The sequence below is a fragment of the Salinarimonas rosea DSM 21201 genome, assembly GCF_000429045.1.
Lineage (GTDB): Bacteria > Pseudomonadota > Alphaproteobacteria > Rhizobiales > Beijerinckiaceae > Salinarimonas > Salinarimonas rosea.
Genome location: NZ_AUBC01000013.1, coordinates 16,333 through 42,433 on the forward strand (window position 1 = coordinate 16,333; position 26,101 = coordinate 42,433).

Here is a 26,101-nt window from a genome sequence, read left to right on the forward strand (position 1 = left end):
GGTGCGGGGTTCGCCGGCGCGCACCGCTCACCCCTGCGCCAGCAGCGCGTCGAGCGCCTCGGGCGATCCGACGGCGATCTCGCCGCGCCAGCGGGCGAGGTCGCCGTCCGGCGCCTCGAACCGCTCGAGCGGCACCCATCCCCCGCCGGGCGGGCGATGGCGCACGGCGCCGCCGCCGGCCCGTACCAACGCGATTCCGCCCGCGACGTCCCAGACGTTGGGCGCCGCGAAGCGCGCCGCCGCCAGCAGGCCGGCGGCGACGAAGGCGCACTCGAGCGCGGCCGAGCCGGTCTTGCGCAGGTCGAAGGGCCCCGTGCCCCGCGCGCCGCCCTCGGGCGTGCCGGCGAGCCGGCGGCGCACCGCCGGGTCCGGCGCGGGGTCGAGCGGGGTCTCGTCGAAGGCGAGGGCGCCGCCCTCCCGCGCGTGGTAGACGCCGGCGCGCAGCGCGTGGCTCGTCGAGCACCACAGCGCGCCCGCCACCGGCCGCCCGGCCTCGAGCACGCCGATCGAGGCGCAGAAGAGCGGAAAGCCGTTGACGAAATTCGTCGTCCCGTCCACCGGATCGACCGCCCAGACCACGTCGCTCCCGCGGGCGCGCCGGGGCGTCAGCTCCTCGCCGAGGACCCCGTGATCGGGGAAGCGCTCGGCCAGGATGGCGTGGATCAGCGTCTCGACCCCGTGGTCGACCTCGGAGACCGGATCGAGGAAGGCGCCTTCGGCCTGCGTCTTGTAGCGCACGTCGCGCCGCCCGCCGAGGGCCGAGACGATCTCGGCGCCGGCGAGCCGGGCGAGCACGATGGCGCCGCGCTCGTAGGCGACGTGGGGATCGGTTGCGTCCGTCATGGCGCGTTCTCCGGCGGTGATCGAGGCACGAGAATGCGAACGGAGTCGGTCCGCACGGCGAGCGTCATCGGCGCCGTGCCGGTTTCGCGAACGGCGAACGTGTCGTCGGCGCGCCAGGGCGTGCCCTCCGGCGCCCACACCCGCAGCCGCGCGGCGTGGCGGATCGCGACGGGCGCGGGCCCCTCGGGATCGGCGAGCCAGGCGCGGAAGGCGTCGCGGCGTTCCGGCGCGAGCGCGACGACGGCGAGCGTCTCCCCGCCGGCCGCGCGCGGGCACAGCGTCAGCGCGGGCCCGACGCGGCCGCAGACGAGGGCGGCGAGGAAGAGGACATCGTGCGTCTCCTGCGCGCCGTCGTCGAGGGCGAGGCGGATGCGCACCGGCGGTGCGGTCGCGAGCGTGCGGGCCAGCACCGCGCGCCCGTGCGCGATCTTCGGCGGCCCGTCGAGCCCCGATTCGCCCGCGGCACGCAGTCCCGCGGCCAGCGCGCCGAGGTCGAGCCCCTCGACGAGGGTGCTCTCGACGGGCGGGCTTTCGGCGGGGGCGCTTTCGGCGTCGCCGTCCACGAGGCGTGCCGTGCGCCAGGCGCGGGGGCGTGCGTCGTGGAGCGCCGCCCCGAGCGCGTCCGGCCCGATCGGGAGGCCGAGCGCATGGGCGACGTTGTTGCCGGTGCCGAGGGGGACGATCGCGAGCGGCGGGGCGTCGGGGCCGAGCGCGCGCATCACCCGCGCGACCGTGCCGTCCCCGCCCGCGGCGACGACGAGATCGCCGGGCGCGCCCGAGGCGGGCTCGGCGAGGGCCTCCTCCACGTCGTCCTCCTTGGTCGAGACGACCCGCGTCTCGAACCCGGCGGCGACGAGCGTCGCGGCGAGCCTCGCGGCAGGAACCGGGTCCGCCCCGGCGGTGGGGTTGTAGACGAGCGTGGCGCGCGGCATGGGCGGGCGACGCGCAGGCGCGTATCGGGGTTCCACCGCGCGGATCCGCGGCATTCGTGCGATCGCCGCAACGGGGCGGAAAGAAGGGCCGGCGTAGGCTCGCGTCATGATCTCCGCGCTCGCCATTTCCCGCACCGGCCTCGACGCCGCCTCGCTGCGCCTCGAGGCGAGCGCATCGAACGTCGCGAACCTGCGCACGACGGGGGCGCTGCCCGCCGAGCCCGGCGGCCGCGCGGGGTCCTACACGCCCGTCGACGTGGTGCAGACCTCGCTCGACGGCGCCGGCGTCTCCGCGCGCCTGGCCGAGCGCCGGCCGGCCTTCGTCACCGCCTACGAGCCCGGCTCGCCGGACGCGGACGCGCGGGGCTTCGTCGCGGCGCCCAACGTGGACATCGTGGGCGAGGTGACGAACCAGATCATGGCCGCCGCCGCCTTCGAGGCCAATGCCGCCGCCATGCGCGCGGCGCGCGACATGACCGAGACGCTGTTCGACATCGAGGCGTGACGCGGGGTGCATGGACCCGACCGGTCGGCCCGGGTATCCTGCCGTTCGAAAGCGTGAACGAGCGATGGGGGGCGTCGCCATGGGTCCGGCTCGTGGCTGGGCAGGAAAGGCCGAGGCGCGACCGCGGCGGCGCTTCGACGCGGCACGGCGGGCGGGGCTCGTCGTCGTCGCCTGGCTCGCGCCGTTCCTCGCCTCGCCGGCCAGCGCACAGGGCGCGTCCGCCGCGCTCGAGTCCCGCGAGGTCTGCCCCTACGCGGTGGACGGCGAGTGCGACGAGCCCGGCATCGGCACCGGCGTCTGTCCCGCGGGGAGCGACGCATGGGACTGCCGGCGCCAGGGTCCGCTCGCGGCGAACGCCTGCTACCACGCGCGCGACGGGCAGTGCGACGAGCCGGGCACCGGCACGGGGCTGTGCCCGCCCGGCACCGACACCAAGGACTGCCGCGGGCGCCCGAGCCCGGCCTTCTCCGGCCGGGACGACCGCGTTTTCGTCGACACCCTGCGCGCTCCGTGGAGCAGCATCGGGCGGCTCGAGACCGAGACGGGCCATTGCTCGGGCGTGCTCGTTGCGCCGCACATCGTGCTCACGGCGGCGCATTGCTTCTTCGACGAGGAGAACTCCAACGTGCGCGAGCGCGCGCTCGTCTTCGTCGCCGGTCTCGACGGCCCGCGGGAGGTCGCGCGCAGCGCCGTCGTGCGGGAGATCCTGCCCGACGGGTTCGACAACGCCCGCCACGCCGAGACGAGCGCCATCGACGGGCTCGACTGGGCCTTCGTGGTGCTGGCGGACCCGATCGGCGACATCGCCGGCTTCATGCGCGTCGACCCCGGCTCGGCGCAGGACCTGGCGCGCCGCTTCGACGAGGGCCTGCTCGCGGCCTTGAGCCAGGCCGGCTACAGCGCCGACAGCCAATCCCGCCTCACCGCCCACGAGGGCTGCGCCGTGCTCAGGCTGTTCGAGGACGGTACGTTCTTCCACGATTGCGATGCAATCGACGGCGATTCCGGCTCGCCGCTTTTCGTCCCCGAGGGGGACGGCTTCGTCGTCGTCGGCATCATGTCGGCGAGCTACCCCGACGGGGACGGGCAGAACGAGATGGCGGTGAGCGCCCATCGCTTCTACGACGCGTGGCGAGATCTGCTCAAGGAGGTCCGCTGACCGGCGCCCGATGGCCGCCACCCTGCCGCGCGCGGAGCCGCCGCAGACGCGCATCGTCCCGGCCGCGGGGACGCGCGCCGGCCTGTCTCGCAGTCCCACGCTCTTGCATCCCCAAAGCAATCCCTATATGGGCGGCAGACGTTCCCCGCCCCATCGCGCGTGTCATAACGCGGTCATGGCCTCGCCGGCATACCGGCGCGCCCGGAAGGCGGCTCCCATTCGGAAGAGACCATGCAGCTGCGCAACATCGCGATCATCGCCCACGTCGACCATGGCAAGACCACGCTCGTCGACAAGCTCCTCTCGCAGTCGGGGGCGTTCCGCGAGAACCAGCGCGTCGCCGAGCGCGTGATGGATTCGAACGACCTCGAGAAGGAGCGCGGCATCACCATCCTCGCCAAGGCGACCTCGGTCGTCTGGAAGGACGTGCGCATCAACATCGTCGATACGCCCGGCCACGCCGATTTCGGCGGCGAGGTGGAACGCATCCTCTCCATGGTGGACGGCGCCATCGTGCTCGTCGACGCCGCCGAGGGGCCGATGCCGCAGACGAAGTTCGTGGTCTCGAAGGCGCTGAAGATCGGCTTGAAGCCGATCGTGGCCATCAACAAGATCGACCGGCCGGACGCGCGTCACCAGGAGGTGATCAACGAGGTCTTCGACCTCTTCGCCGCGCTCGACGCCACCGACGAGCAGCTCGACTTCCCGATCCTCTACGGCTCGGGCCGCGACGGCTGGATGGCGGCCGCCCCCGAGGGGCCGAAGGACCAGGGCCTCGCGCCGCTGTTCGACCTCGTGCTCGAGCACGTGCCGCCGGCGGACACCGATCCGGGCCCGTTCCGCATGCTCGGCACCCTGCTCGAGGCCAACCCCTTCCTGGGTCGTATCGTCACGGGGCGCATCGCGTCGGGCGTCGTCAAGCCGAACCAGACGATCAAGGTGCTCGACCGCAAGGGCAACGTCGTCGAGCAGGGCCGCGTCTCGAAGATCCTCGCCTTCCGCGGCATCGAGCGCCAGCCGATCGACCAGGGGGAGGCGGGCGACATCGTCTCCATCGCCGGCCTGTCGAAGGGCTCGGTGGCGGACACGTTCTGCGACCTCTCCGTCGAGGAGCCGATCCAGGCCCAGCCGATCGACCCGCCGACCGTCACCATGTCCTTCATCGTCAACGACTCGCCGCTCGCCGGCACCGAGGGCGACAAGGTCACGAGCCGGATGATCCGCGACCGCCTGATGAAGGAGGCCGAGGGCAACGTCACGCTCAAGATCGAGGAGAGCGCCGACAAGGACTCGTTCTACGTCTCGGGCCGCGGCGAGCTCCAGCTCGCGATCCTGATCGAGACCATGCGCCGCGAGGGCTTCGAGCTCGCCGTGTCGCGCCCGCGGGTCGTCTTCATGAAGGACGAGGCCACCGGCGAGACGCTCGAGCCGGTCGAGGAGGTCGTCATCGACGTCGACGAGGAGCACGCCGGCGTCGTCGTGCAGAAGATGTCCGAGCGCAAGGGCGACATGGTCGAGATGAAGCCGTCGGGCGGCAACCGCCAGCGGCTCGTCTTCCACGCGCCGACCCGCGGCCTGATCGGCTACCAGTCGGAGCTGCTCACCGACACCCGCGGCACGGCGATCATGAACCGCCTGTTCAAGGCCTACGAGCCCTACAAGGGCGAGCTGCCCGGGCGCGTCAACGGCGTGCTCATCTCCAACGAGATGGGCGAGGCGGTGGCCTACGCCATGTGGAACCTGGAGGATCGCGGCCCGATGGTGATCGAGCCCGGCGCCAAGGTCTACCAGGGCATGATCATCGGCATCCACACCCGCGACAACGACCTCGAGGTCAACGTCCTCAAGGGCAAGAAGCTCTCGAACGTGCGCTCGACCGGCAAGGACGAGGCGGTGCGCCTCACCCCGCCGATCCGCATGACGCTCGAGCGCTCGCTGGCCTGGATCCAGGACGACGAGCTCGTCGAGGTGACGCCCAAGAACATCCGCCTGCGCAAGGCGATCCTCGACCCCAACGAGCGCAAGCGCGCGGGCAAGCAGAAGGAAGCGCTCGCGGGGTGAGAGCCCGGCGCGCGACGACGGCCTCGGGCGCGCTCGTTCGAGGCCGCAAGCGCCGCCCGACAGGGCCGCGTCGGCGATCAGCGCATGCCGTCGATGCGGCTCGGCGCAGCCCGTTCGGAGACGCGGCTCTCGAAGACGTCTTCTCCGAGGCGGGGGAAGCTCGTGTCCGCCGTGAACGGGCGAAGGTGCGCGAGCTCCTCCAGGAGACGAGGGCCATCGACGAAGGCGTGGTGCCGTTCCGTTCTCTCGTCCTGCGTGATCGCGGAGACGGTGAACGGAGGTACCCGGTCGGGGAAATGCTTCAGCATGACGTCTGCGAGATTTCGTCCGAACCGGTTCAGGTCGTGATCCCGATAGAGGAGCACGAAGATCGGCGCCTCATCGTACTCCGTGTGAATCTCGCCGACGATTTCCTGCGCATCCTCCGCGCAGGCTCGGCGCGCATCGACGAGAAAGTGTTCGAGCCGTTCGAAGCTTAGCTTCATGATCGCATCCTCGGTCTCGGCCTCGCGGGGGTCGGGTAGGTCGCCCACCTCCAAGCACCCATAGCCGGATCGCATCCGGCTTCCCGGGCCTCGTCGATTTGCTGGCGGAGCCGTGCCTGACGCCCACGGAACTGCCTCTGATGGCCTTGCCAGCTATTGGATCCCGTTGGCCTCGTGCGAAAAAGGTCCAGCTTGTCGGCTCTCAACTCCTCGTGCCGACGTTTCAGCTCGTCGATCGATGATTTGATACGCTCATTGTGTTCTTCGCAAGGGTTGGGTTCCTCGGCCATCGGCGGACCGCCTGCTATGTCGGTGAGCAGACGTTAGTAGCAATCTATGTCTGCTGCAACCGATCGACACGTTCATCCCGCTCGCGGCGGGGGAAACAGCCGTCTCCCGGTCCTTCTTCTCCGGCATTCCAGCCTCGACGCATCAGCCTCCGCTTGCTGCGGCTTCAGTCGGACGGCGTGGTTTGCACCTCGGCCGGCTGTTCCGCGCGTGACGACGTCATCCCATTCTGCTCCTCACCAGCCGTCTCCCCGCCCGGCAGGAACGCGTCGATCGCCGCCATCACCGGCGTGCGGATCGCGTCCACCTCGGTGAGCAGCTCGTGGCGGGCGCCGGGGACGACGATGGCGTTGCCGGTCTTCAGCCGCGCCGCGAAGCGCTCGACGGCCGGGGTCGAGACGAGGCGGTCGGCGCCCGCGGCCAGGACGAGGGTCGGGATGCGGATCTCGAGCGCCGCACGCGGCTCCCGGAGCCGGCGCATCAGGGCGAAGGCGCCCCGCGCCCAGCCGATCGTGGGGTCGCCGATCGCCCCATCCTTGAGGGCTGCGGCTGCGTCGGCGTTGCGGGCGTAGCGCAGCCGGTCGGACGTGAGCAGGTTCCCGGCGAAGGGCTTCGTCGACACCGAGGTCTCGCCTCCGCCGGGCACGAAGGAGCCGCCGAGCCCCATCAGCCAGAACAGCGTCGCCCCCGCCTCGGCGAGGCGCGGACGGCGCACCTGGGCGAGCGCGATCATCGGCGAGAGCGCGACGATGCGCTCCGCCGGCAGCCGCCCGCGCCGCGCGAGGTCGAGCGCGATCGCCGCGCCCATGGAATGGGCGAGCACGGCGTGCGGGCGCGGGCAGTCGCGCGCGAGCACCTGCGCGGCGACGGCCTCGACGTCCCGGGCGTAGAGGCCGAAGCGCCCGACATGGCCCTTGCGCGGGTCCGCCAGCATCCGCTCCGAGCCGCCCTGGCCGCGCCAGTCGAAGGCGACGACGCAGAAGCCGCGGGCGAGCAGGTCCTCGATCGTCTCGAAATACTTCTCGATGAACTCGGCGCGTCCCTGGAAGATCGCGACGGTTCCGCGCGGGCTTTGCGTCCGGGCGGGCCAGCGCGCGACGCGCAAGGGGGCGCCGTCGCGCGCGACGATCCGCCCGACGACGGCGCCGGCGGGCACGGGATTGGCGGCGGTGGGGACGAGCTTCATGGCGCGCGACCCTACGCCATCCCGGCGCGGGAGGGGAGGGGGATCCGGGCCGAGGCCTTCAGCCGGCGAGCAGCGGGAAGGTGACGCCGAGCGCCCAGGCGAAGGCGACCGCGTTGGCCACGCCCGCCGGCACCGGGTGGAGCGTCGCGTGCCAGGCCCAGCGGCTGAGGAGGCCGTAGACGAGGAGGAAGGCCGCGATCACCGGCACGATGATCACGAGGAAGAACAGGCGCTCGAAGTCGAGCCCTACGGCCAGCGCCAGCGAGAGCACGAAGGCGAGCTTCGCCGCCGGGTAGCCGAGGCGTGCGGCGCCGGCTCCGCGGGTCGCCCACTCGTCGGCGAGGAAGAAGGGCAGCGTGCCCGCGAGCATGACCGCGACGAGGGGGAGCCGGTCCGCGCCCGGCCAGAAGCTCGTCACGTAGGTGTCGAGCGGCCAGACGATCGCGACGAAGCCGTAGGCGACCGTGCCCGCGACGGCCAGAGCGAGCCGGCCCCGACGGGCGCAGGGGGACGCCGCGCTCCAGCCGCGCCGGCGTGCGAGGGCGAGGCAGGCGGCCGTGATCAGCCCGTAGACCAGGAAATGCGCGGCGAGGTAGTCCGCGACCAGAACCGGCAGGACGGACGTCGGCAGGTAGCCCTCGGGCACGAGGCGCAGCACGAGCGGCGTCGCGATCGCCGGAACGAGGAGGACGACCCACAGCCGCCGCCACGGCAGGCCGGCGCCGGCGGGCTCGGGAGACACCCGCGGCAGGAGCCGCGAGAGCGGCCGCGCCGCGAGCACCGCGCCGGCGAGCAGGAGCAGGATCAGCGGCCCGCGGCGATCGACGAAGGGCGGCTCGGCGCGCGCGATCCCGAAGCTCGCGTCGAGCCAGGCGACGGTCTCCGCCAGCGTCTCGCGCGCGTAGAGCACGCCGACGTGCTCGACGCCGTCGGCGAAGACCGCCCGCCGCGCCGTGCCGGACGCGGGATCGCCGTAGGTGACGCCCTCCTGCGCGGCGCCGTCTTGCGCGAGCCCGACCGCGCGCAGCGCCTCCTCGCGCAGGCCGGCCTCGAGCCCGCCCACGACGACGAGGAGGTTCTCCGGTGCGTCCGCCGTCACCGCCGGCGAGAACATCGAGACGGCGACCACGGCCGCGACCCCCGGCAGCTCCGCCGCCGCGCGCACGACGATGTCGGAGGCCATGGAATGGCCGAGGAGGGCGAGGCGCCCGTCGCCGAGGATGCGCGCCGCCTCGGCGACCGCCACCGTCTCGGCGACGAGCCTGCGCGTCGCGCCGTCCTCCTCCACGATCGAGCCGGCGAGGGGGCGCGGATTGCGGCCGTGGCCGGCGAAGTCGAAGGAGACCGCGACGTAGCCGTTGCGGGCGAGCGTCACCGCGAAGGCCTGCATCAGCTGGCGCGAGCCGGCGAAGCCGTGCGCGATCACCACCGCCGGGCCGGGCGGCTCGCCGGCGGGCCGGTAGACGCTCGCCGGGATGTGGCCGATCGCCACGCGCTCCACCGCGAGCGGCCGCGTCGCCGCCTCCAGCCGCCACAGGGCGAGGCCGATCGCCAGCGCCGCGAGGAGGGCGAGCGCCCCGTCGACCAGGATGCGTGACCGTCCACCCGTCATGCGCCGCCGTTCTCCTCCTCCTGCGGTCCGGTCGCGAGCCTCGCAGGCCGCGCTTCCCCGCGCAACGCCTCGCGTCTCGCGGGTGTACGTGTTCGAACGCGCAATCAGCGATCAATTCACGCCGACTTATGCACTCGTTTACCGGTGCCTCGTAGTCTTCGCGACGCCGCTTTCGCGCTGGGGTCGTGAAGCGCCCGATCGGAGCCCGCGATGACGCCGTCCTCCCTGCCATCCCTCCCCGACGCCGCGGGTCCGCTCGCCGGCGGGGCGCGTGCGGGCGAGGGCGGGCGGGTGGCCAACGCGGCGCACCCGCAGGCGCGCCGGCTCCTGCCCGCCGTCCTCAGCCTCGTAGGCATCCTCGTCGCGGTGGGCGCGCTGCTTCTCTTCGCCCGAGCGGATGCGCTGCGGGGGGCGGAGGAGCGGGCGACGGGCGCGATGGCCGGGGTGGTCGACGCCATCGGCCTCCAGGCGGCGCTCGCCAAGGACGTGGCGCTGCGCGCCGCGGCGCTGCCCGCGGTCGAGGACCGGGGCGCGGCGCTCGGCGCGCTGGCCCGCGCGCTCGCCGTCCAGGCGGAGGCGCTCGCGGTGCTCAGGGTGCGGCTCGAGGCCATGCCCGACCGGGACGCGCTGGACCCCGCCTTCGCCGAGTTCGTCTTCCTCGTCGAGCGCGTCGAGGCGACGGCGGGCGCGGTCGCGCGCGGGGAGGTCGCGCTCGCACCGCTCGTCGAGACCACCGACGCGATCCTCGCCGCCACCGTCGCCCTCGCGACCGAGGTCGGCGCCGCGACGCAGGGCGAGCAGGTGCGGGGCCATGCCGAGCAGGCGATGCTCGAAGCCGCCGCCGCCGCGCTGCTGGGCTGCCTCATCCTGTTCGGGCTGTTCCCGGCCCTGTTCGTGCTCCACCGCCAGAACCGCGAGCTGCGCAGCGCCTCCTCCGAGCTCGAGGCCGCCGCCGAGGAGCTCACCGTCATGTCGCGCATGGTGCAGGTCGCGCCCTGGCACATCGAGTGCTCGTCGGGCGACGTGCGCTGGTCTCCACGCCTGCGCGACGTGCTGCGCATTCCCGACGACGTGCCCGAGACCCTCGCGGGTACCCTCGCGCTGTTCGAGCCGGCCTCCGCCGCGCGGCTCGAGGCGCTCGTCGCGCGGACACGCGAGACGGGGGAGGGCTGGGACGTCGAGCTGACGACGATCGCCGAGACCGGCGGGCGCCGCATGCGCTGCTTCGGCCAGGCGATCCGCGAGGACGGGCGCGGCGACGGGCCGGTCGCGGCGATCGCCTCCGCGGTGCAGGACGTCACCGATGGAGCGCTCGCCCGGGAACGCTACGAGGCGGCCCAGCAGCGCCTCGCCATCGCCACCGAGGGCGCCAACATCGGCCTCTGGGACTGGGCGCCCGGTGGCGACGAGAACTGGTACAACGATTCCTGGTGGACGATGCTCGGCTACGAGCCCGGCGGGGTGCCGGATGCGGCGGCGGCCTGGGGCACGCTCGTGCATCCCGACGACAGGGCCCACGCCCGCGAGCGCTTCGAGCTGCACATGCGCGGCGAGGCCCCCGACTACCGCGCCGAGTTCCGCATGCGCGCGGCCGACGGGGGCTGGCGCTGGATCCTCGCCGTCGGCCGGGTCGTCGCGCGTGCGCCGGACGGCGCGCCCGCGCGCCTCTCGGGGCTGCACCTCGACATCACCGAGCGGCGCGAGGCGGAAGCGGCGCTCGCGGAGAGCGAGGAGCGCTTCCGCTCGCTGACCGCGATGGGCTCGGACTGGTTCTGGGAGCAGGACGCGGACTTGCGATTCACGCATTTCTCGCAGGAGATCAACGGCTTCTGGAAGGACCGCGCGGAGCTGATCGGCAAGAGCCGGCGCGAGCTGCCGATCGTGCTCGAGAACACGACCTGGGAGGAGCACCTCGCCGTGCTCGCCCGCCGCGAGCCCTTCCGCGACCTCGAGTACAGGGTCGAGGACGGCGCGGTGACACGCTGGTTCCGCGTGAGCGGCGACCCGGTCTTCGGCCCGGACGGCGAGTTCCGCGGCTATCGCGGGGTCGGCACGGACGTCAGCGAACGGCGCCTGGCGATGGCCCAGCTCGTCGATGCGAGCGGGGAGGCCTCGGAGCGGGCGCGCGAGCTCCAGCTCACCCTCGCCCACATGATCCAGGGCCTGACGATGTACGACGCGGCGGGCCGGCTCGTGATCTGGAACGACCGCTACCTCGAGCTGATGGAGCTCGCTCCCGGCTCGCTGCGCTACGGCATGCATCTCACCGAGGTGCTGGAGCTGCGCCGCGCGGCGGGCTCCTTCGGCGGCGACATCGCCCGCGCGGTGCCCGCCTTCCTGGAGCGCGTCGCGGCGGGCGAGGAGACCCGGGCCACCGTGCGCACCCGCGGCGGCCGCCTGATCGCCCAGAGCAACGCGCCGATCCCCGGTGGCGGCTGGGTCACCACGCACGAGGACGTGACCGAGCGCGAGCAGGTGGCCGCGCGCATCAGCCACGCCGCCCACCACGACGTGCTCACCGGGCTCGCCAACCGGGCCTCGCTCAAGGCGCACATCGACGAGACGCTGCACGCGCCATGCGCCTCGCCCTTCGGCGTGCTGCTGATCGATCTCGATCGCTTCAAGGCGGTCAACGACACGTTCGGGCACGCGATCGGCGACGCGCTCCTCGTCGAGGTGGCCGAGCGCATGCACGCCCACGTGCGCCAGGAGGACGTCGTGGCACGGCTCGGCGGGGACGAGTTCGCGGTGCTCGCCCGCGGCAGGGGACGGGAGCAGGGCGACGAGCGCGAGGCCTGCGAGGCGCTGGCGCGCCGCCTGCTCGAGACGCTGATCGAGCCCTTCTCGATCGATGGCCGGCAGATCGTCATCGGCGCGAGCATCGGCGTCGCGCTCGCCCCCGCGCACGGCCGCGAGGTCGACGAGCTCCTGCGCAATGCGGACACCGCGCTCTACCGGGTCAAGGCCGACGGCCGCAACGGCTGGCGCATCTTCGACGGGGATCTCGACGCCGCCGCTCGGGCGCGGCGCGAGCTCACCCGGGACCTGCGCGAGGCGATGGGCCGCGACCAGCTCTCGCTCCACTTCCAGCCGATCGTCGACATCGCGAGCCGGGAGGCGGTGGGCGTCGAGACGCTGCTGCGCTGGCACCATCCCGAGCGCGGCATGGTCTCGCCCGCCGTCTTCATCCCGCTCCTCGAGGAGACCGGGCTGATCACGCCCGTCGGCGACTGGGTCATCCACCAGGCGTGCCGGGAGGCGCGGGCGCTGCCGGAGCACGTCAGCCTCGCCGTCAACGTCTCCCCGGCGCAGCTGCGCAACCGCGGGCTCCTCGACGTCGTCCTCTCCGCGCTGGAGGAGACGGGGCTCGCCCCCGAGCGGCTGGAGCTCGAGGTGACGGAGACCGTCCTCCTCGACGACGACCAGGCGCTCCTCGCCGACCTGCGGCGGGTCAAGGCGCTCGGCGTGCGCATCTCGCTCGACGATTTCGGCACCGGCTACTCGTCCCTGAGCTATCTGCGGATGTTCCCCTTCGACAAGATCAAGATCGACAAGTCCTTCGTGAACGACTTCGTCGAGCGCGAGGACTGCGCCGCGATCGTCTGCTCCATCATCGCGCTCGCGCGCAGCCTCGACATGGTCTGCACGGCGGAGGGAGTCGAGACCGAGACCCAGGCGACCATGCTGCGCGCGGCGGGCTGCGACCTGGCGCAGGGCTACCTGTTCTCGCGGCCGATGCCGCTCGCCGAGCTCGATCTCGGCCCCGCCGCCGTGGAGGCTGCCGAGGACGCCGCGCCCGCCCCGCGCCGGATCGCCTGAGCCGCGACAGCGGGTCCCGCCCCGTCGGACGCCTTCGGCCGCGGACGCCCCTCGCCAGGAGCGACCGAATCGGCGATAGCAGGAAGGAACGGGACGCGAACGGCGAGGGTCGGGGTGACGGTGGCGGCACGGGCGAGCGATGTCGAGCGAGGGACCGGGCGGGACACCGAGCGGGACACCGGGCGGGTGCGCGGGAGCGTGCGCGTGGCCGAGACGGCGCTCGGGCGGCTCGCGCTCGTGCTCGACCGGGACGGCGTCGCCTGGCTGCCGGACCACCGCACGCTGCTCGTCGCCGACCTGCACCTCGAGAAGGGGTCCTCGCGTGCCCGTCGCGGCTTCCTGCTGCCGCCGTACGACACGCGCGAGACGCTGTCGCGCCTCGCCGCCCGCGTCGCGGCGCACGACCCGGCGCGCGTGATCGCGCTCGGCGACAGCTTCCACGACCGCGATGGGCCCGCCCGCCTCGACGCCGACGCCCGCGCGGCGCTCGCGGCGCTCCAGGCGGGGCGCGACTGGCTCTGGCTCACCGGCAACCACGATCCCGCGCTGCCCGCCACGCTCGGCGGAGAGGTGGCGGACGCGATCGTGCTCGACGGCGTCGCGCTGCGCCACGAGCCGCGGGGCGAGGACGCGGCCGAGGCCGAGATCTGCGGCCATCTCCATCCCGTCGCCAAGGTGCGGCTGCGCGGCCGCGCCGTGCGGTCGCGCTGCTTCGTGCACGACGCGACGCGGCTCGTGATGCCGGCCTTCGGCGCCTATGCGGGCGGCCTCAACGTCTGCGACGCCGCCTTCGCGCCGCTCTTCCCCGGGGGCTTCACCGCGCACGTCGCCGGGCGCGAGCGGCTCTACGCTGTCCCCTCGCGGGCCTTGTGCGGGGACTGAGGCTTTCCCCGCGCGATGCGTGGCGAGGCCAGGACGGCGGCCTGCGGCACGCGCCGCGCCCCGGCGAGCGCGTGCAGCTCGCGCGCCGGGACCGGGCGCCCGAAGAGGTAGCCCTGCCCGTCCCGGACCCCGACACCCAGGAGCACGGCGACCTGCTCGGCGCGCTCGACCCCTTCCGCCACCAGCGTCATGTCGAACTCGCGGGCGATGCGCACCAGCATCTCGACGACCGCGCGCATGCGCGCGTCGGTATCGATCCGATCGACGAAGAGCTTGTCGATCTTGAGCGTGCTCGCGCCCAGGCCCTCGATCATGGCGAGGCCGTTGTGGCCCGTGCCGGCGTCGTCGATCGCGACACCGACACCCGCGCGCCTCAAGCGCGCCACCGCCTCGCGGGCGGCTTCGGCCTCCAGGCACTCCCCGCGCTCCGTCACCTCGACCACGACCTGCGCCGGCGCCAGCCCGGCGCGCTGCACTTCCGCGAGGAAGAGGTCGGTGAAGGCGTCGGCCGCGAGCCGGTCCGGCGGCACGTTGAACCCGACCTTGAAATCCGGTCGCACCGCCAGGAGCGGCGCGAGATCGGCCGCGGCGCGGCGCAGCAGCGCGACGAGCAGCGCGTCCGAGCGGCCGGACGTCTCGACGAGCGGGATGAAGCGGGCCGGCGGAACGATCGTGCCGTCCGGCTCGATCCAGCGGGCGAGGACCTCGCAGCCGACGATCCGGCCGGACGCCATGGAAACGATCGGCTGGGCGAACGGGACGATCGCGCCCTCGGCGAGCGCCTGGTCGAATGCGCGCATGGGTGAGGGAGGCGGCAGCACGGCCCGTGCGAAGAGGATCGCGAACAGCGCCGCGAAAAGCGCGCCGGCGAGTTGCACCGTCCCCGGCAGCTCGCCGTATCCGCGCCCCAGCGCCGTCGTCGGGATCCGGGCGGAGACGTGCAGCGGATAGCGCTCGGATCGCGCCTCGAACGCGGCGGTCGCGACCGCGCCGTACTCCCCGGCGAGGGCCGGGCCGACATGCGCCACCGGCACGCCCGGCCCGATCCCGAGCGTCAGCGAGGCGTGGCTCCGCAGGGCCGGCGGCAGCATGTCGAAGAGGAGCGTGTCCACGCTCATCAGGCCGACGAGGCTCTGCGCGCCGACACGCCACTCGATGCCGAGCCCGGTCAAGGTGTCGACGTCGACGCGCAGCAGCGCGAAGTCCGGACTGCGCGCGGGGTGGCGCGTGGCGTCGGCAACGGCCTCGAACGGCTCCAGGCCCACGTCGGAGAACCCGGAGCAGCGTGCGCCGGGCGCCGAGAGCACGACGTCGGTGAGGCTTCCGACCGAGAAGGCGGCGCGCTGGATCTCGCGGACGGTCTGCGCGTCGCAGTCGGCATGGCCGGACACGAGCAGGTCGCTCAGGGCGATGACCACGCGATCGATCGCGATCTCGCTCCGCGTGACGACCTGGTCGACGATCGCCTGAACCTGCCTGCGCTCGGACGCCTCGGTCATGAAGGACGCGCCCCAGGCGATCGCGGCAATCGTCGCCGCATAGCCGAGCGCGGCGACGAGCAGGAAGACGAGGCGACGGCGCATGCGGGGCGAGCTCCCAGCTCTCGCACCGTTCTGGCACACATATGTTAAGGACGAGTGTGCGCCCTCACGCCGCGAGGCGCTGCGCCTCGTCTTTCGCCTCCCCGAGGTCGCGCACGAAATCGGCGTAGCCCTTCGCCCTGGCGTCCTCGTCCGGCAGGCGCAGCAGGTAGGACGGGTGGACGGTGACGAAACCCGGCAGCACGCGCCCGTCCACCTCGAACCGGGCCGGACCGCGCGATCGCATCAGCGGCATCGCCTTGCCCACGAGCGCGGTCAGCGCGGTCGCGCCGAGCGCGACGGTGAGGCGCGGGCGCACCAGCGCGAGCTCCTCCAACAGCCACCAGCGATAATGCTTGATCTCGCCCAGCGAGGGCTTCTGGTGGATGCGCCGCTTGCCGCGCTCCAGAAACTTGAAGTGCTTGACCGCATTCGTGACGTAGCACGCGTCACGGTCGATCCCGACCTCGCCGAGCGCCTTCGCCAGGAGCTGGCCGGACGGGCCGACGAAGGGGCGGCCCTCCACGTCCTCGATGTCGCCGGGCTGCTCGCCGACGAGGGCGATCTGCGGCTCGACCGGCCCCTCGCCGATCACGGCCCTGCGGGAGAAGCCCTGTGGGGGCTCGTAGGCGCGGATCATCTCCGCGAGCGCGTCCAGCGTGCGGGGGCGCTCGCGGGCGTGCATGGCGTCCAGCGCCGCGCGGGGCTCGCGTTTCGTCGGCATGGTGGGCTCCCTGTCCAGCATGGTCCCAACGCGCGAGGCGGCGCCTCGGACGAGATCGGGGATGATCTCGGCCTCGGGCAGGTTCTTCCAGTACTTCTTCGGCATCTCCGTGCGCATCGCGGTGGGGTTGAGCCGCGCGGGGTTGAAGGTCGCGCCGTAATAGTCGCGCCAGCCCGCCTCGAAGCCGTCCTGTGCGGGCGCGTCCTCCCGCCGGCCGGGCGAGCCGAAGGTCAGCTGCGCGCGGTCCCAATGGATCGTGCCGTCGGGCGTGTGGATCGACCAGAGCATCGCGCCGAAACGGTCGCGGAAGAAAGGGCCGACCGCGCGCAGGATGTGGTGCTCGGGCTCGAACCAGGCGGCGAAGCGCTCGGGCTCCGCGCCCTCCACCCGCCGGAAGCGCACGAAGGCGTGCATCTTGTGGATGTCGCGCCCGACGTTGCGCCTCATGATGTGCAGCCGGTGCATCAGCGGGTCGGAGACGATCTCCGGCAGCTTCCGCTCGCCCTGCGCCACGCGCCAGATCAAGGCGTAGAGCAGCGCCCAGCGCTCCGGGTCGCGATGCATGGCGACGTCCTTGACGATCGGCGGCACCGTTTTGGGCAGCGACAGCGGGGCCGCGTCGGCGATCTCGGCCTCGGGCAGTAGGCTCGCGCCGCCCTCCTCGAACACGACCGCCTCCGGCGGAATGCCGTACGCCACCAGCGCGCGGGCGGCGCGGCGGAAGCCGTCGACGTCGGCGCCGGGCTCGAGCGTGACGCGGCGCATCAGAACAGCGTGAGCTGCTCGGGCCTCGGCCGGACGAGCGTCGTGCGCAGGTCGAGCCGGTCGAGCAGCGCGCCGGGCGTGTGGTCGGCGGTGACGAGGAAGGCGCGCGAGCGCTTCACCGAGCCGGCGAGCCGGGCCACGTCGTCGAGCCCGAGGCGCCGGTGGCGGCGGGCGACCAGGATCTTGTCCACCGCCTTGACCCCGAGGCCGGGGACCCGCAGCAGCATCTCCCGGTCGGCGCCGTTGACGTCGACGGGGAAGCGCTCGCGGTGCTTCAGCGCCCAGGCGAGCTTCGGGTCGATCTCGAGGTCGAGCATGCCCGCGCTCGCCCCCGCCGCGATCTCGTCGACGTCGAAACCGTAGAAGCGCAGCAGCCAGTCCGCCTGGTAGAGCCTGTTCTCGCGTTGCAGGGGCGGGGACTTCAGGGGCAGCAGCCGGCTGGAGTCCGGGATCGGCGAGAAGGCGGAATAGTAGACCCGCCGCAGGCCGTAGCCGGAATAGAGCGCGGTGGAGGTGCGCAGCACGTCGGTGTCGGTGGCGGCGTCGGCGCCGACGATCATCTGGGTCGACTGGCCGGCGGGCGAGAAACGCGGGGCCTTGCGGGTGACCTTCCGCTCGGCCTTCGCCTCGGCGATGCGCTCCGTCATGCGGCCCATGGCGCCGCGGATGGTGGCGTCGTCCTTCTCCGGCGCGAGCGCCTGGAGGCTCTCGCGCTGCGGCAGCTCGATGTTGATCGAGAGCCGGTCGGCGTAGAGCCCCGCCTCCTCGATCAGGAACGGGCTCGCCTCCGGGATGGTCTTCAGGTGGATGTAGCCGCGAAAGCCGTGCACCTCCCGCAGCGTCTTCGCCACGCGCACCATCTGCTCCATCGTGTAGTCGGCGTTCTTGACGATCCCCGACGAGAGGAACAGCCCCTCGATGTAGTTGCGCTTGTAGAAGTTCAGCGTCAGGTCGACGATCTCCTGCACGGTGAACCGCGCCCGCTCGACGTTCGACGAGCGGCGGTTGACGCAGTAGACGCAATCGTACAGGCACCAATTGGTGAGCAGGATCTTCAGCAGGCTGACGCAGCGCCCGTCCGGCGTATAGGCGTGGCAGATGCCGCTGCCCCCCGTCGACCCGAGCCCGTCCGTGCGCGACGTGCGCTTCGGAGCGCTCGAGGAGGCGCAGGAGGCATCGTACTTGGCGGCGTCGGCGAGGACGCGCAGCTTGCGGGACAGGGTGGGCTCCATGCGCCGGAGGATGGCGCGAGTTCCCGTTTCGTTCAAGGGGATGGGATGTCGCGGGCGCCGTCCACAGGGCGCAGCGCCCGAAGCTCTCGACACCCGGGCCGCGAGAACGGATAAGCAATGGGCGGCGGACCGGGACACGGAGAGCGACGGGCGATGGCGATCGTGAAGGACCCGGGATTCGTGCACCTCCACGTGCACTCGTCCTACTCCCTCCTCGAAGGCGCGCTGCAGATCGGCGCGCTCGCCAAGCTCGCGCTGGCCGACCGCCAGCCGGCGCTGGCGCTGACCGACACCAACAACCTCTTCGGCGCGCTCGAATTCTCCGAGAAGCTGTCGGGCTCGGGCATCCAGCCGATCGCGGGCGTGCAGCTCACCACCTGCTTCGAGACGCCCGATCCCGCCCAGCGCCACGGCCCTGCGGCGGTGGCGGCGGGGCTCGCGAACCTCGTCCTGCTGGCGCAGAGCGAGGAGGGCTGGCGCAACCTGATGCGGCTCGTCACGCGCGGCTATTTCGACGTGGCGCTGGGCGCGAGCCCGCAGGTTTCGCTCGAGGCCCTGGCCGAGCACGCGCAGGGCGTGATCGCGCTCACCGGCGGTCTCGGCGGGCCGCTCGACCGCGCCTATGCCACGGGGCGGCCAGAGCTCGCGGCGGCGCGGCTCTCGGCGCTGGAGAGCGTCTACGGCGACCGGCTCTACGTCGAGATCCAGCGCCACGGCCTGGAGGAGGAGCGCGCGGTGGAGGGTGCGCTCGTCGCGCTCGCCGACGCGCGCGGCCTGCCGCTGGTGGCGACGAACGAGCCCTTCTTCGCGCGCGAGGACGATTACGAGGCGCACGACGCCCTTCTCGCGGTGGCCGAAGGCCAGGTCGTCGCCAACACCGATCGCCGCCGGCTCTCGCCGGAGCACCGTTTCAAGACCCGCGCCGAGATGGCCGCGCTCTTCGCCGACATGCCCGACGCGCTCGCCAACACCGTCGAGGTGGCGATGCGCTGCGCGTGGCGGGTGACGACGCAGAAGCCCATCCTGCCGCGGTTCACGGCGGACACGGAAGGCGTCGACGGCGAGGAGGCGGAGGGGCTCGAGCTCGAGCGCCAGGCGAAGGACGGGCTCGCCGCGCGGCTCGCCGCCCACGGCACCGCGCCGGGCACGACGCGGGAGGAGTACGAGAGCCGGCTCGACTTCGAGCTGTCGATCATCCGGCGCATGAAGTTCCCCGGCTACTTCCTCATCGTCGCCGACTTCATCAAGTGGGCCAAGGACCACGACATCCCCGTGGGGCCGGGCCGCGGCTCGGGCGCGGGCTCGCTGGTGGCCTGGTCGCTCACCATCACCGACATCGACCCGCTGCGCTTCGGTCTCCTGTTCGAGCGCTTCCTCAATCCCGAGCGCGTCTCGATGCCGGACTTCGACATCGACTTCTGCGTCGAGGGCCGAGAGGACGTGATCCGCTACGTGCAGGAGCGCTACGGCGAGGCGCAGGTCGCACAGATCATCACCTTCGGCACGCTGCTCGCCCGCGGCGTGCTGCGCGACGCCGGCCGCGCGCTCGCCATGCCGTTCGGCCAGGTGGACAAGCTCTGCAAGCTCGTGCCGCAGAACCCGGCCAAGCCCGTCACGCTCGAGCAGGCCATCGCCGACGAGCCCAAGCTGCAGCAGGCGGCGCAGGAGGAGGAGGTCGTCGAGCGGCTGCTCGCCATCGCCCAGAAGCTCGAGGGACTCCACCGCCACGCCTCGACCCACGCCGCCGGTGTCGTCATCGGCGACCGCCCGCTCCAGGAGCTGGTGCCGCTCTACCGAGACCCGAAGACCGGCATGCGGGTCACGCAGTACAACATGAAGTGGGTCGAGCAGGCGGGCCTGGTGAAGTTCGACTTCCTCGGCCTGAAGACGCTCACGGTGCTGCGCAACGCCGTCGACCTCCTGAAGGAGCGCGCCGTCGAGGTCGATCTCTCGAACCTGCCCCTCGACGACGCCCGCACCTACGAGATGCTCGGCCGCGGCGAGACGGTGGGCGTGTTCCAGGTGGAATCGGCGGGCATGCGCAAGGCGCTCGTCGAGATGCGCGCCGACCGGATCGAGGACCTGATCGCGCTCGTCGCGCTCTACCGTCCGGGCCCGATGGCCAATATCCCGGTCTATTGCGAGCGCAAGCTCGGCCGCGGCGAGGCCGAGGAGAAGTGGTACCCGCACCCGAAGCTCGCGCCGATCCTGCGCGAGACCTTCGGGATCATCGTGTACCAGGAGCAGGTGATGGAGGTGGCCAAGCTGCTGGCCGGCTACTCGCTCGGCGACGCCGACCTGCTGCGCCGCGCCATGGGCAAGAAGATCAAGGCGGAGATGGACAAGCAGCGCGTCCGCTTCGTCGACGGCTGCAAGGCGGGGGGCATCGACGAGGCCAAGGCCGACGAGATCTTCGACCTGCTCGCCAAGTTCGCCGACTACGGCTTCAACAAGTCCCACGCCGCCGCCTATGCGGTGGTCTCCTACCAGACGGCCTATCTCAAGGCGAACCATCCGGTCGAGTTCCTCGCCGCCTCGATGAACCTCGACATCGACAACACCGACAAGCTCTCCGAATTCCGCCGCGAGGCGCAGCGGCTCGGCATCAAGGTCGAGGCGCCCTCGATCAACCGGTCGCAGGTGCGCTTCTCGGTGGCGGACGGCGCAATCCGCTACGCGCTCGCCGCGGTGAAGGGCGTCGGCCGGCAGGCGATGGAGGCGATCGTCGCCGCGCGCAGGGAGACGCCGTTCTCGGACCTCGCCGACTTCGCGCGCCGCCTGCCGCCCAAGGCGGTCAACAAGCGCATCCTCGAGAACCTCGTCTCGGCCGGCGCCTTCGACGACCTCGAGCCCGACCGTGCCCGCGCCTTCGCGGCGATCGAGCCGATGCTGTCCCTCGCCGCCCAGGCGGCGGAGGCGGAGACGACCGGCATCGTCGACATGTTCGGCGGCCTCGCCTCCGCCGACGTCTCGCTGCGCGTGCCCGAGCACGAGCCCTGGACGGCGTCGGACCGGCTGCAGCGCGAATACGACGCGGTGGGCTTCTTCCTCTCGGGCCATCCGCTGGACGAGTACGCGGAGCTGCTGGGCAAGCTGCGCGTCCAGCGCTGGAGCGAGTTCGTGCGCTCCGTACGCGCCGGCGCCAGCGTCGGGCGCCTCGCGGCCACCGTGCTCGACCGGCAGGAGCGGCGAACCAAGTCCGGCTCGAAGATGGGCATCCTGCAGCTCTCGGACCAGTCCGGGCACTTCGAGGCCATCGTCTTCTCCGAGGGCCTGCAGCGCTTCCGCGACCAGCTCGAGCCCGGCTCGGCGGTCGTGCTCGTCGTGCAGGCGGGCGTCGAGGGCGAGGACGTGCGCGCGCGCATCAACGCGGTGGAGCCGCTCGACGAGGCCATCGCCAAGCACCAGAAGGGCATGCGCATCTACCTGCGCGACGAGCGCCCGGTGCGCTCCGTGCAGGAGCGCCTGAAGGCCCGGGGCGAGGGCGAGGTCTCCCTCGTGCTGATCCTCGGCGAGGGCGAGCAGGAGGTGGAGGTGAAGCTGCCGGGCAAGTACCTGGCCACCCCGCAGATCGCGGGGGCGCTGCGGGCCGTGCCGGGGGTGGAGCACGTGGAGATCAGCTGAGCCCGCCCATGCACCTCGCCTCCCTCCTCCTCGCGCCGGGCCCCGACTTCCTCACCCGCGCCGTCCCCGAGGCCGCCCTCGTCTTCGGCGGGCTCGCGGGGGACGTGCATCACGGGCTCTCGCGCAAGGCCGATGCGCGCACGCCCTGGCACAAGCGGGGGACCGAGATCGCGAACACGCGGCAGGTGTCGCTCGTGTCGCTGGAGGAGCTCGCGCTCGTGGCCGAGGGGCTCGGCGTCGCCGAAGTGGACCCCGCCCATCTGGGCGCGAACCTCGTCCTCGCCGGGGCGCCGGAGCTGACGGCGACGCCGCCGGGCACGCGCCTCCTCTTCCCGTCCGGCGCGACGTTGTTCGTCACCGAGGCCAACCCGCCCTGCCGCCAGCCGGGCCGGAAGCTCGCGGCGGCGCACGGGCGGGCGGACACCTCGCGGGCGGACACCTCGCGGGCGGACCTGGAATTCGCCTTCGTCCAGGCGGCGAGGGGCCGGCGCGGGCTCGTCGCCCTCGTCGAGCGCGAGGGGACGATCCGGGCGGACGATGCGCTGCGGGTGCTGCCGCCGACGCGGGGCTGATACCGCGACGAGCGCCGCGCTTGCATTCCCGCCCCCGAGCCCGTATATGCGCGCCCATCCCACACGCGGAGCCATGTCGTGCCCCGAGGCACGACGCACCCGGTGCCGGCTGACCAAGCCGGAACGCGGCCCCGCGGAGGCAGAACCGGAGAGTACAGACAGATGGCCCTTCCCGACACCTCCATGCGCCAGCTCCTCGAGGCCGGCGCGCATTTCGGTCACCAGTCGCACCGCTGGAACCCGAAGATGCTGCCGTTCATCTTCGGCACGCGCAACAACATCCACATCATCGACCTCGCCCAGACGGTGCCGATGTTCTACCGCGCCCTGCAGGCGGTGAGCGACACGGTCTCCCGCGGCGGTCGCGTGCTCCTGGTGGGCACCAAGCGCCAGGCCCAGGACGCGGTGGCGGACGCCGCCAAGCGCTCGGCCCAGTACTACGTCAACTCCCGCTGGCTCGGCGGCATGCTGACGAACTGGAAGACCATCTCGGGCTCGATCACGCGCCTGCGCAAGGTCGACGAGATCCTCGACGGCGGGGCCCAGGGCCTCACCAAGAAGGAGCGCCTGATGCTCGCCCGCGAGAAGGAGAAGCTCGAGCGGGCGCTCGGCGGCATCAAGGACATGGGCGGCGTGCCCGACCTGATCTTCGTGATCGACACCAACAAGGAGCAGCTGGCGGTGAAGGAGGCGACGCGCCTCGGCATCCCGGTCGCGGCCATCGTCGACACGAACTGCGATCCCGACGGGATCACCTACCCGATCCCGGCGAACGACGACGCCGGCCGCGCGATCGCGCTCTACTGCGACCTGATCGCCCGCGCCGCCCTCGACGGCATCTCCCGCTCGCAGGGTGATCTGGGCATCGACATCGGCGCCTCCGAGGCCCCGATGATCGAGGAATTGCCCGCCGCCGCCGCCGGCCCGGCCGAGGCGCCGGTCGACGTCACCGCCGAGCAGACGGACAAGTTCGAGCGTCTGGCCGCCCCGCGCGGCGCGCCCGACGACCTCTCGAAGCTCACCGGCGTCGGCCCGGAGCTCGAGCAGACCCTCAACGACGGCGGCGTCTTCCACTACTGGCAGATCGCGGCGCTGACGGACGAGGAGGCGGCCGCGCTGGACGCCGACCTGAAGCTCAACGGCAAGATCGCGCAGAACGGCTGGGTGGCGCAGGCGCGCGCCATGCTCGAGGCCGCCGCGGCGTAATCCACCCGAGCGTCATCGCCGCGTCGCATTCCTGCGATGTCGGTGGGAACGCGCCCGTGACGACATCAGCCCGGCGTGCCGACCAGCGGACCGCCGGGCTCCTTTCATGACGGAGACCCGAGATCATGGCGAACATCACCGCGGCGATGGTGAAGGACCTGCGCGAGAAGACCGGCGCGGGCATGATGGACTGCAAGAACGCGCTGGGCGAGACCAACGGCGACATCGAGGCCGCGGTCGACTGGCTGCGCAAGAAGGGCCTCGCCAAGGCCGCCAAGAAGGCGGGGCGCGTCGCGGCGGAGGGCCTCGTCGCCGTCGAGCTGCGTGACGGCAAGAACGCCGGCATGGTCGAGGTGAACTCCGAGACCGACTTCGTCGCCCGCAACGAGCAGTTCCAGGCCTTCGTCTCCCAGGCCGCGAAGCTCGTCCTCGACACCGACGGCACCGTCGACGACCTCACCGCCGCCTCCTACCCGGGCGCGACCGGCACGGTCGGCGAGAAGCTCCAGGAGCTGATCGCCACGATCGGCGAGAACATGACCGTGCGCCGCACGGCCAAGGTCAGCGTCGGCGAAGGCGTCGTCGCGTCCTACGTCCACGGTGCGGTCGCCGAGGGTCTCGGCAAGATCGGCGTCGTCGTGGCGCTCGAGTCCGCCGGCTCGAACACGGACGAGCTCGCGACGCTCGGCCGCCAGATCGCCATGCACGTCGCCGCCACCAACCCCGCCGCGGTCGACGCGTCCGGCGTCGATGCGGCGACGGTCGAGCGCGAGTCGGCGATCCTGCGCGACAAGAACGCCGGCAAGCCCGACCACGTCCTGCAGAAGATCGTCGAGAGCGGCCTGAAGTCCTACTACAAGGAGGTCACCCTCCTCGAGCAGTCCTTCGTGCACGACCCCTCGAAGAGCGTCGCCCAGGTGCTCAAGGAGGCCGAGTCGAAGGTCGGCGGGCCGATCAAGATCGGTGGCTTCGTCCGCTACGCGCTCGGCGAGGGCATCGAGAAGGAAGAGAGCGACTTCGCGGCCGAGGTCGCCGCCCAGGCCGGCGTCAAGGCCTGATCGAACGAGCGGCGGCGCTCCCGGGCGCCGCCGCTTTCGCGTGCGCTCGGCGCATGCGGGGACGACGGGGCGCGCGGCCCGCGCGTCCCGAGGCAATCGTGGCTCGGATGGAGACGGCGGCGTGTCGATGCCCTACAAGCGCGTCCTGGTGAAGCTCTCCGGCGAGGCGCTGCAGGCGCCCGACGGGTACTGGCTCGAGGCGCAGACCCTCGCGTCGCTCGCCGGCGACATCGCCCGCGCCAGCGACGCCGGCTTCCAGATCGCGCTCGTGATCGGCGGCGGCAACATCATCCGCGGCGCGCGCATGTCGGCGGCGGGCTGGATCGACCGGGCGACCGCCGATTCGATGGGCATGCTCGCCACCGTGATGAACTCGCTCGCGCTCGAGACCGCGCTCAACGCCGCCGGCGTGCCGGCGCGCACCATGTCGGCGGTGTCGATGCCGACGATCTGCGAGACCTACGCCCGCCAGCCCGCGCTCCACCATCTCGACAAGGGCCAGGTCGTGGTGCTGGCCGGCGGCACCGGCAACCCGTTCTTCACCACCGACACCTCGGCCGTGCTGCGCGCCGCGGAGCTGCGCTGCGACGCGGTGCTCAAGGCCACGCAGGTCGACGGCGTCTACTCCGCCGACCCCAAGCGCGACCCGAGCGCGAAGCGCTACGAGCGGCTCACCCACGACGAGGCGATCGCCGCCGACCTCAAGGTGATGGACACGGCCGCCTTCGCGCTCGCCCGCGAGCAGCGCCTGCCGATCGTCGTCGGCAGCGTGCATCCGCCCTCCTCGGTGGCTGCGATCCTGGAAGGCAGCGCACCCGCGACGGTCGTCGCCCCTTGATGCGGCGCCGCCATCGGCGTAAGCCGGGTCGGAATTGGCATTGAGGCGAGAGACCGATGAGCGACGATTTCGACATCAACGACGTTCGGCGGCGGATGCAGGGTGCGGTGGCGTCCCTGAAGCACGACCTGTCCGGCCTGCGCACGGGCCGTGCCTCCGCGAGCCTCGTCGAGCCGATCACCGTCGATGCCTACGGCGCCGCGATGCCGATGAACCAGGTGGCCACGATCTCGGTGCCCGAGCCGCGCCTGCTGTCGGTGCAGGTCTGGGACCGTGGCATGGTCGGCGCGGTGGAGAAGGCGATCCGCGAGTCGGATCTCGGGCTCAACCCGCAGACGGAGGGCCAGGTCATCCGGCTGCGCATCCCCGAGATGAACGAGCAGCGCCGCAAGGAGATGGTCAAGGTCGCGCACAAGTACGCGGAGGAGGCCCGCGTCGCCATCCGCCACGTGCGCCGCGACGGTCTCGACACCCTGAAGAAGCTCGAGAAGGACGGCCTTCTCTCCCAGGACGACGAGAAGCGCCACGCGACCGACGTGCAGAAGGTCACCGACGAGCACGTCGCCGAGGTGGACTCGGTCGTCGCCGCCAAGGAGAAGGAGATCATGCAGGTCTGAGCCGACCCGCATGAGCCCTCCCGCCTCGAGGAACCCGCAGACCATGAGCCAAGGGCGCGATTTGGGGCGCGATTTCGAGCGCGACAGCGGCGCCGCCGCACCGGAGCCGGCGC

General features: G+C 72.4%; 19 protein-coding genes. 11 read left to right on the forward strand and 8 right to left on the reverse strand.

Going from position 1 to position 26,101, the window contains the following annotated elements; all coding sequences use genetic code 11:
• Positions 1-27 precede the first annotated feature (27 nt).
• Positions 28-843, reverse strand: a complete 816-nt coding sequence (locus tag G407_RS27155) for an inositol monophosphatase family protein (RefSeq protein WP_043539574.1) — start codon at positions 841-843, stop codon at positions 28-30.
• Positions 840-1,775: a diacylglycerol/lipid kinase family protein gene (locus G407_RS0111100; protein ID WP_029030852.1), complete on the reverse strand. Its 936-nt coding sequence runs from the start codon at positions 1,773-1,775 to the stop codon at positions 840-842. Before G407_RS0111100 ends, G407_RS27155 begins: the two co-directional genes overlap by 4 nt.
• 106 nt (positions 1,776-1,881) lie before the next feature.
• Here G407_RS0111100 and G407_RS0111105 point away from each other — a divergent pair, with 106 nt between their 5' ends.
• From G407_RS0111105 to typA, 3 genes are all read left to right on the forward strand, one after another.
• Positions 1,882-2,280: a flagellar basal body rod protein FlgC gene (locus tag G407_RS0111105; RefSeq protein WP_029030853.1), complete on the forward strand. Its 399-nt coding sequence runs from the start codon at positions 1,882-1,884 to the stop codon at positions 2,278-2,280.
• 79 nt (positions 2,281-2,359) lie between these two features.
• Positions 2,360-3,439, forward strand: coding sequence for a trypsin-like serine peptidase (locus G407_RS0111110; protein ID WP_156917557.1), 1,080 nt, complete (start codon positions 2,360-2,362; stop codon positions 3,437-3,439).
• Positions 3,440-3,670: 231 nt separating this feature from the next.
• Positions 3,671-5,500: a translational GTPase TypA gene (gene typA / locus G407_RS0111115; RefSeq protein ID WP_029030855.1), complete on the forward strand. Its 1,830-nt coding sequence runs from the start codon at positions 3,671-3,673 to the stop codon at positions 5,498-5,500.
• Positions 5,501-5,577: 77 nt separating this feature from the next.
• Here typA and G407_RS0111120 read toward each other — a convergent pair whose 3' ends face one another.
• The 3 genes from G407_RS0111120 to G407_RS0111130 all read right to left on the reverse strand — a co-directional run bounded on the left by G407_RS0111120 (position 5,578) and on the right by G407_RS0111130 (position 9,071).
• Entirely contained in the window at positions 5,578-6,039 is a 462-nt protein-coding gene (locus G407_RS0111120; RefSeq protein ID WP_156917558.1) for a hypothetical protein, read from the reverse strand.
• A gap of 400 nt (positions 6,040-6,439) precedes the next feature.
• On the reverse strand, positions 6,440-7,459 hold the full coding sequence (locus tag G407_RS27160) for an alpha/beta fold hydrolase (RefSeq protein ID WP_084327469.1): 1,020 nt from the start codon (positions 7,457-7,459) through the stop codon (positions 6,440-6,442).
• 58 nt (positions 7,460-7,517) lie between these two features.
• Complete coding sequence (locus tag G407_RS0111130; RefSeq protein ID WP_029030857.1) at positions 7,518-9,071, reverse strand: alpha/beta hydrolase; 1,554 nt, start codon at positions 9,069-9,071, stop codon at positions 7,518-7,520.
• A 210-nt stretch (positions 9,072-9,281) separates the two neighbouring features.
• On the opposite strand from G407_RS0111130, the gene G407_RS30410 reads away from it, so the two are divergent.
• Positions 9,282-12,890 carry a sensor domain-containing protein gene (locus G407_RS30410; protein ID WP_052341245.1) on the forward strand — a complete coding sequence of 1,203 codons (3,609 nt, stop codon included), beginning with the start codon at positions 9,282-9,284 and terminating at the stop codon, positions 12,888-12,890.
• 204 nt (positions 12,891-13,094) lie between these two features.
• Complete coding sequence (gene pdeM, locus G407_RS0111140; RefSeq protein WP_245259076.1) at positions 13,095-13,772, forward strand: ligase-associated DNA damage response endonuclease PdeM; 678 nt, start codon at positions 13,095-13,097, stop codon at positions 13,770-13,772.
• Here pdeM and G407_RS30415 read toward each other — a convergent pair.
• The 3 genes from G407_RS30415 to G407_RS0111165 all read right to left on the reverse strand — a co-directional run bounded on the left by G407_RS30415 (position 13,736) and on the right by G407_RS0111165 (position 18,073).
• Positions 13,736-15,355: an EAL domain-containing protein gene (locus G407_RS30415; RefSeq protein WP_052341246.1), complete on the reverse strand. Its 1,620-nt coding sequence runs from the start codon at positions 15,353-15,355 to the stop codon at positions 13,736-13,738. The genes pdeM and G407_RS30415 overlap by 37 nt on opposite strands.
• Before the next feature lie 64 nt (positions 15,356-15,419).
• Positions 15,420-16,841 (reverse strand): UdgX family uracil-DNA binding protein, encoded by a 1,422-nt coding sequence (locus G407_RS27175; RefSeq protein ID WP_043539576.1) that lies wholly within the window; start codon positions 16,839-16,841, stop codon positions 15,420-15,422.
• A complete protein-coding gene (locus G407_RS0111165) occupies positions 16,841-18,073 on the reverse strand; it encodes a putative DNA modification/repair radical SAM protein (protein WP_029030860.1) in 1,233 nt (410 codons plus the stop codon). Before G407_RS0111165 ends, G407_RS27175 begins: the two co-directional genes overlap by 1 nt.
• A 153-nt stretch (positions 18,074-18,226) precedes the next feature.
• On the opposite strand from G407_RS0111165, the gene dnaE reads away from it, so the two are divergent.
• The 6 genes from dnaE to frr all read left to right on the forward strand — a co-directional run bounded on the left by dnaE (position 18,227) and on the right by frr (position 25,988).
• The gene (gene dnaE / locus G407_RS0111170) at positions 18,227-21,697 is read left to right on the forward strand and encodes a DNA polymerase III subunit alpha (RefSeq protein WP_029030861.1); all 3,471 of its coding nucleotides are present in this window, start codon (positions 18,227-18,229) and stop codon (positions 21,695-21,697) included.
• An 8-nt stretch (positions 21,698-21,705) separates the two neighbouring features.
• Entirely contained in the window at positions 21,706-22,269 is a 564-nt protein-coding gene (locus tag G407_RS0111175) for an MOSC domain-containing protein (RefSeq protein ID WP_043539577.1), read from the forward strand.
• A 162-nt stretch (positions 22,270-22,431) separates the two neighbouring features.
• Positions 22,432-23,475 (forward strand): 30S ribosomal protein S2, encoded by a 1,044-nt coding sequence (locus tag G407_RS0111180; protein ID WP_029030862.1) that lies wholly within the window; start codon positions 22,432-22,434, stop codon positions 23,473-23,475.
• A 125-nt stretch (positions 23,476-23,600) separates the two neighbouring features.
• A complete protein-coding gene (tsf, locus tag G407_RS0111185) occupies positions 23,601-24,533 on the forward strand; it encodes a translation elongation factor Ts (protein ID WP_029030863.1) in 933 nt (310 codons plus the stop codon).
• A 127-nt stretch (positions 24,534-24,660) separates the two neighbouring features.
• The gene (gene pyrH / locus G407_RS0111190) at positions 24,661-25,371 is read left to right on the forward strand and encodes a UMP kinase (protein WP_043539605.1); all 711 of its coding nucleotides are present in this window, start codon (positions 24,661-24,663) and stop codon (positions 25,369-25,371) included.
• A 56-nt stretch (positions 25,372-25,427) separates the two neighbouring features.
• Entirely contained in the window at positions 25,428-25,988 is a 561-nt protein-coding gene (gene frr, locus G407_RS0111195; RefSeq protein WP_029030865.1) for a ribosome recycling factor, read from the forward strand.
• Positions 25,989-26,101: the final 113 nt, after the last annotated feature.

Excerpts from the sequence above, each read along its gene's own strand:
- G407_RS27175 (WP_043539576.1), bottom strand. The coding sequence starts at position 16,841 with ATGCGCCGCGTCACGCTCGAGCCCGGCGCCGACGTCGACGGCTTCCGC.
- G407_RS30410 (WP_052341245.1), top strand. The coding sequence starts at position 9,282 with ATGACGCCGTCCTCCCTGCCATCCCTCCCCGACGCCGCGGGTCCGCTC.
- G407_RS0111175 (WP_043539577.1), top strand. The coding sequence starts at position 21,706 with ATGCACCTCGCCTCCCTCCTCCTCGCGCCGGGCCCCGACTTCCTCACC.
- G407_RS27155 (WP_043539574.1), bottom strand. The coding sequence starts at position 843 with ATGACGGACGCAACCGATCCCCACGTCGCCTACGAGCGCGGCGCCATC.
- frr (WP_029030865.1), top strand. The coding sequence starts at position 25,428 with ATGAGCGACGATTTCGACATCAACGACGTTCGGCGGCGGATGCAGGGT.
- G407_RS0111105 (WP_029030853.1), top strand. The coding sequence starts at position 1,882 with ATGATCTCCGCGCTCGCCATTTCCCGCACCGGCCTCGACGCCGCCTCG.
- dnaE (WP_029030861.1), top strand. The coding sequence starts at position 18,227 with ATGGCGATCGTGAAGGACCCGGGATTCGTGCACCTCCACGTGCACTCG.
- pyrH (WP_043539605.1), top strand. The coding sequence starts at position 24,661 with ATGCCCTACAAGCGCGTCCTGGTGAAGCTCTCCGGCGAGGCGCTGCAG.
- G407_RS0111130 (WP_029030857.1), bottom strand. The coding sequence starts at position 9,071 with ATGACGGGTGGACGGTCACGCATCCTGGTCGACGGGGCGCTCGCCCTC.
- G407_RS0111110 (WP_156917557.1), top strand. The coding sequence starts at position 2,360 with ATGGGTCCGGCTCGTGGCTGGGCAGGAAAGGCCGAGGCGCGACCGCGG.
- tsf (WP_029030863.1), top strand. The coding sequence starts at position 23,601 with ATGGCGAACATCACCGCGGCGATGGTGAAGGACCTGCGCGAGAAGACC.
- G407_RS30415 (WP_052341246.1), bottom strand. The coding sequence starts at position 15,355 with ATGCGCCGTCGCCTCGTCTTCCTGCTCGTCGCCGCGCTCGGCTATGCG.
- G407_RS27160 (WP_084327469.1), bottom strand. The coding sequence starts at position 7,459 with ATGAAGCTCGTCCCCACCGCCGCCAATCCCGTGCCCGCCGGCGCCGTC.
- G407_RS0111100 (WP_029030852.1), bottom strand. The coding sequence starts at position 1,775 with ATGCCGCGCGCCACGCTCGTCTACAACCCCACCGCCGGGGCGGACCCG.
- G407_RS0111180 (WP_029030862.1), top strand. The coding sequence starts at position 22,432 with ATGGCCCTTCCCGACACCTCCATGCGCCAGCTCCTCGAGGCCGGCGCG.
- typA (WP_029030855.1), top strand. The coding sequence starts at position 3,671 with ATGCAGCTGCGCAACATCGCGATCATCGCCCACGTCGACCATGGCAAG.
- G407_RS0111165 (WP_029030860.1), bottom strand. The coding sequence starts at position 18,073 with ATGGAGCCCACCCTGTCCCGCAAGCTGCGCGTCCTCGCCGACGCCGCC.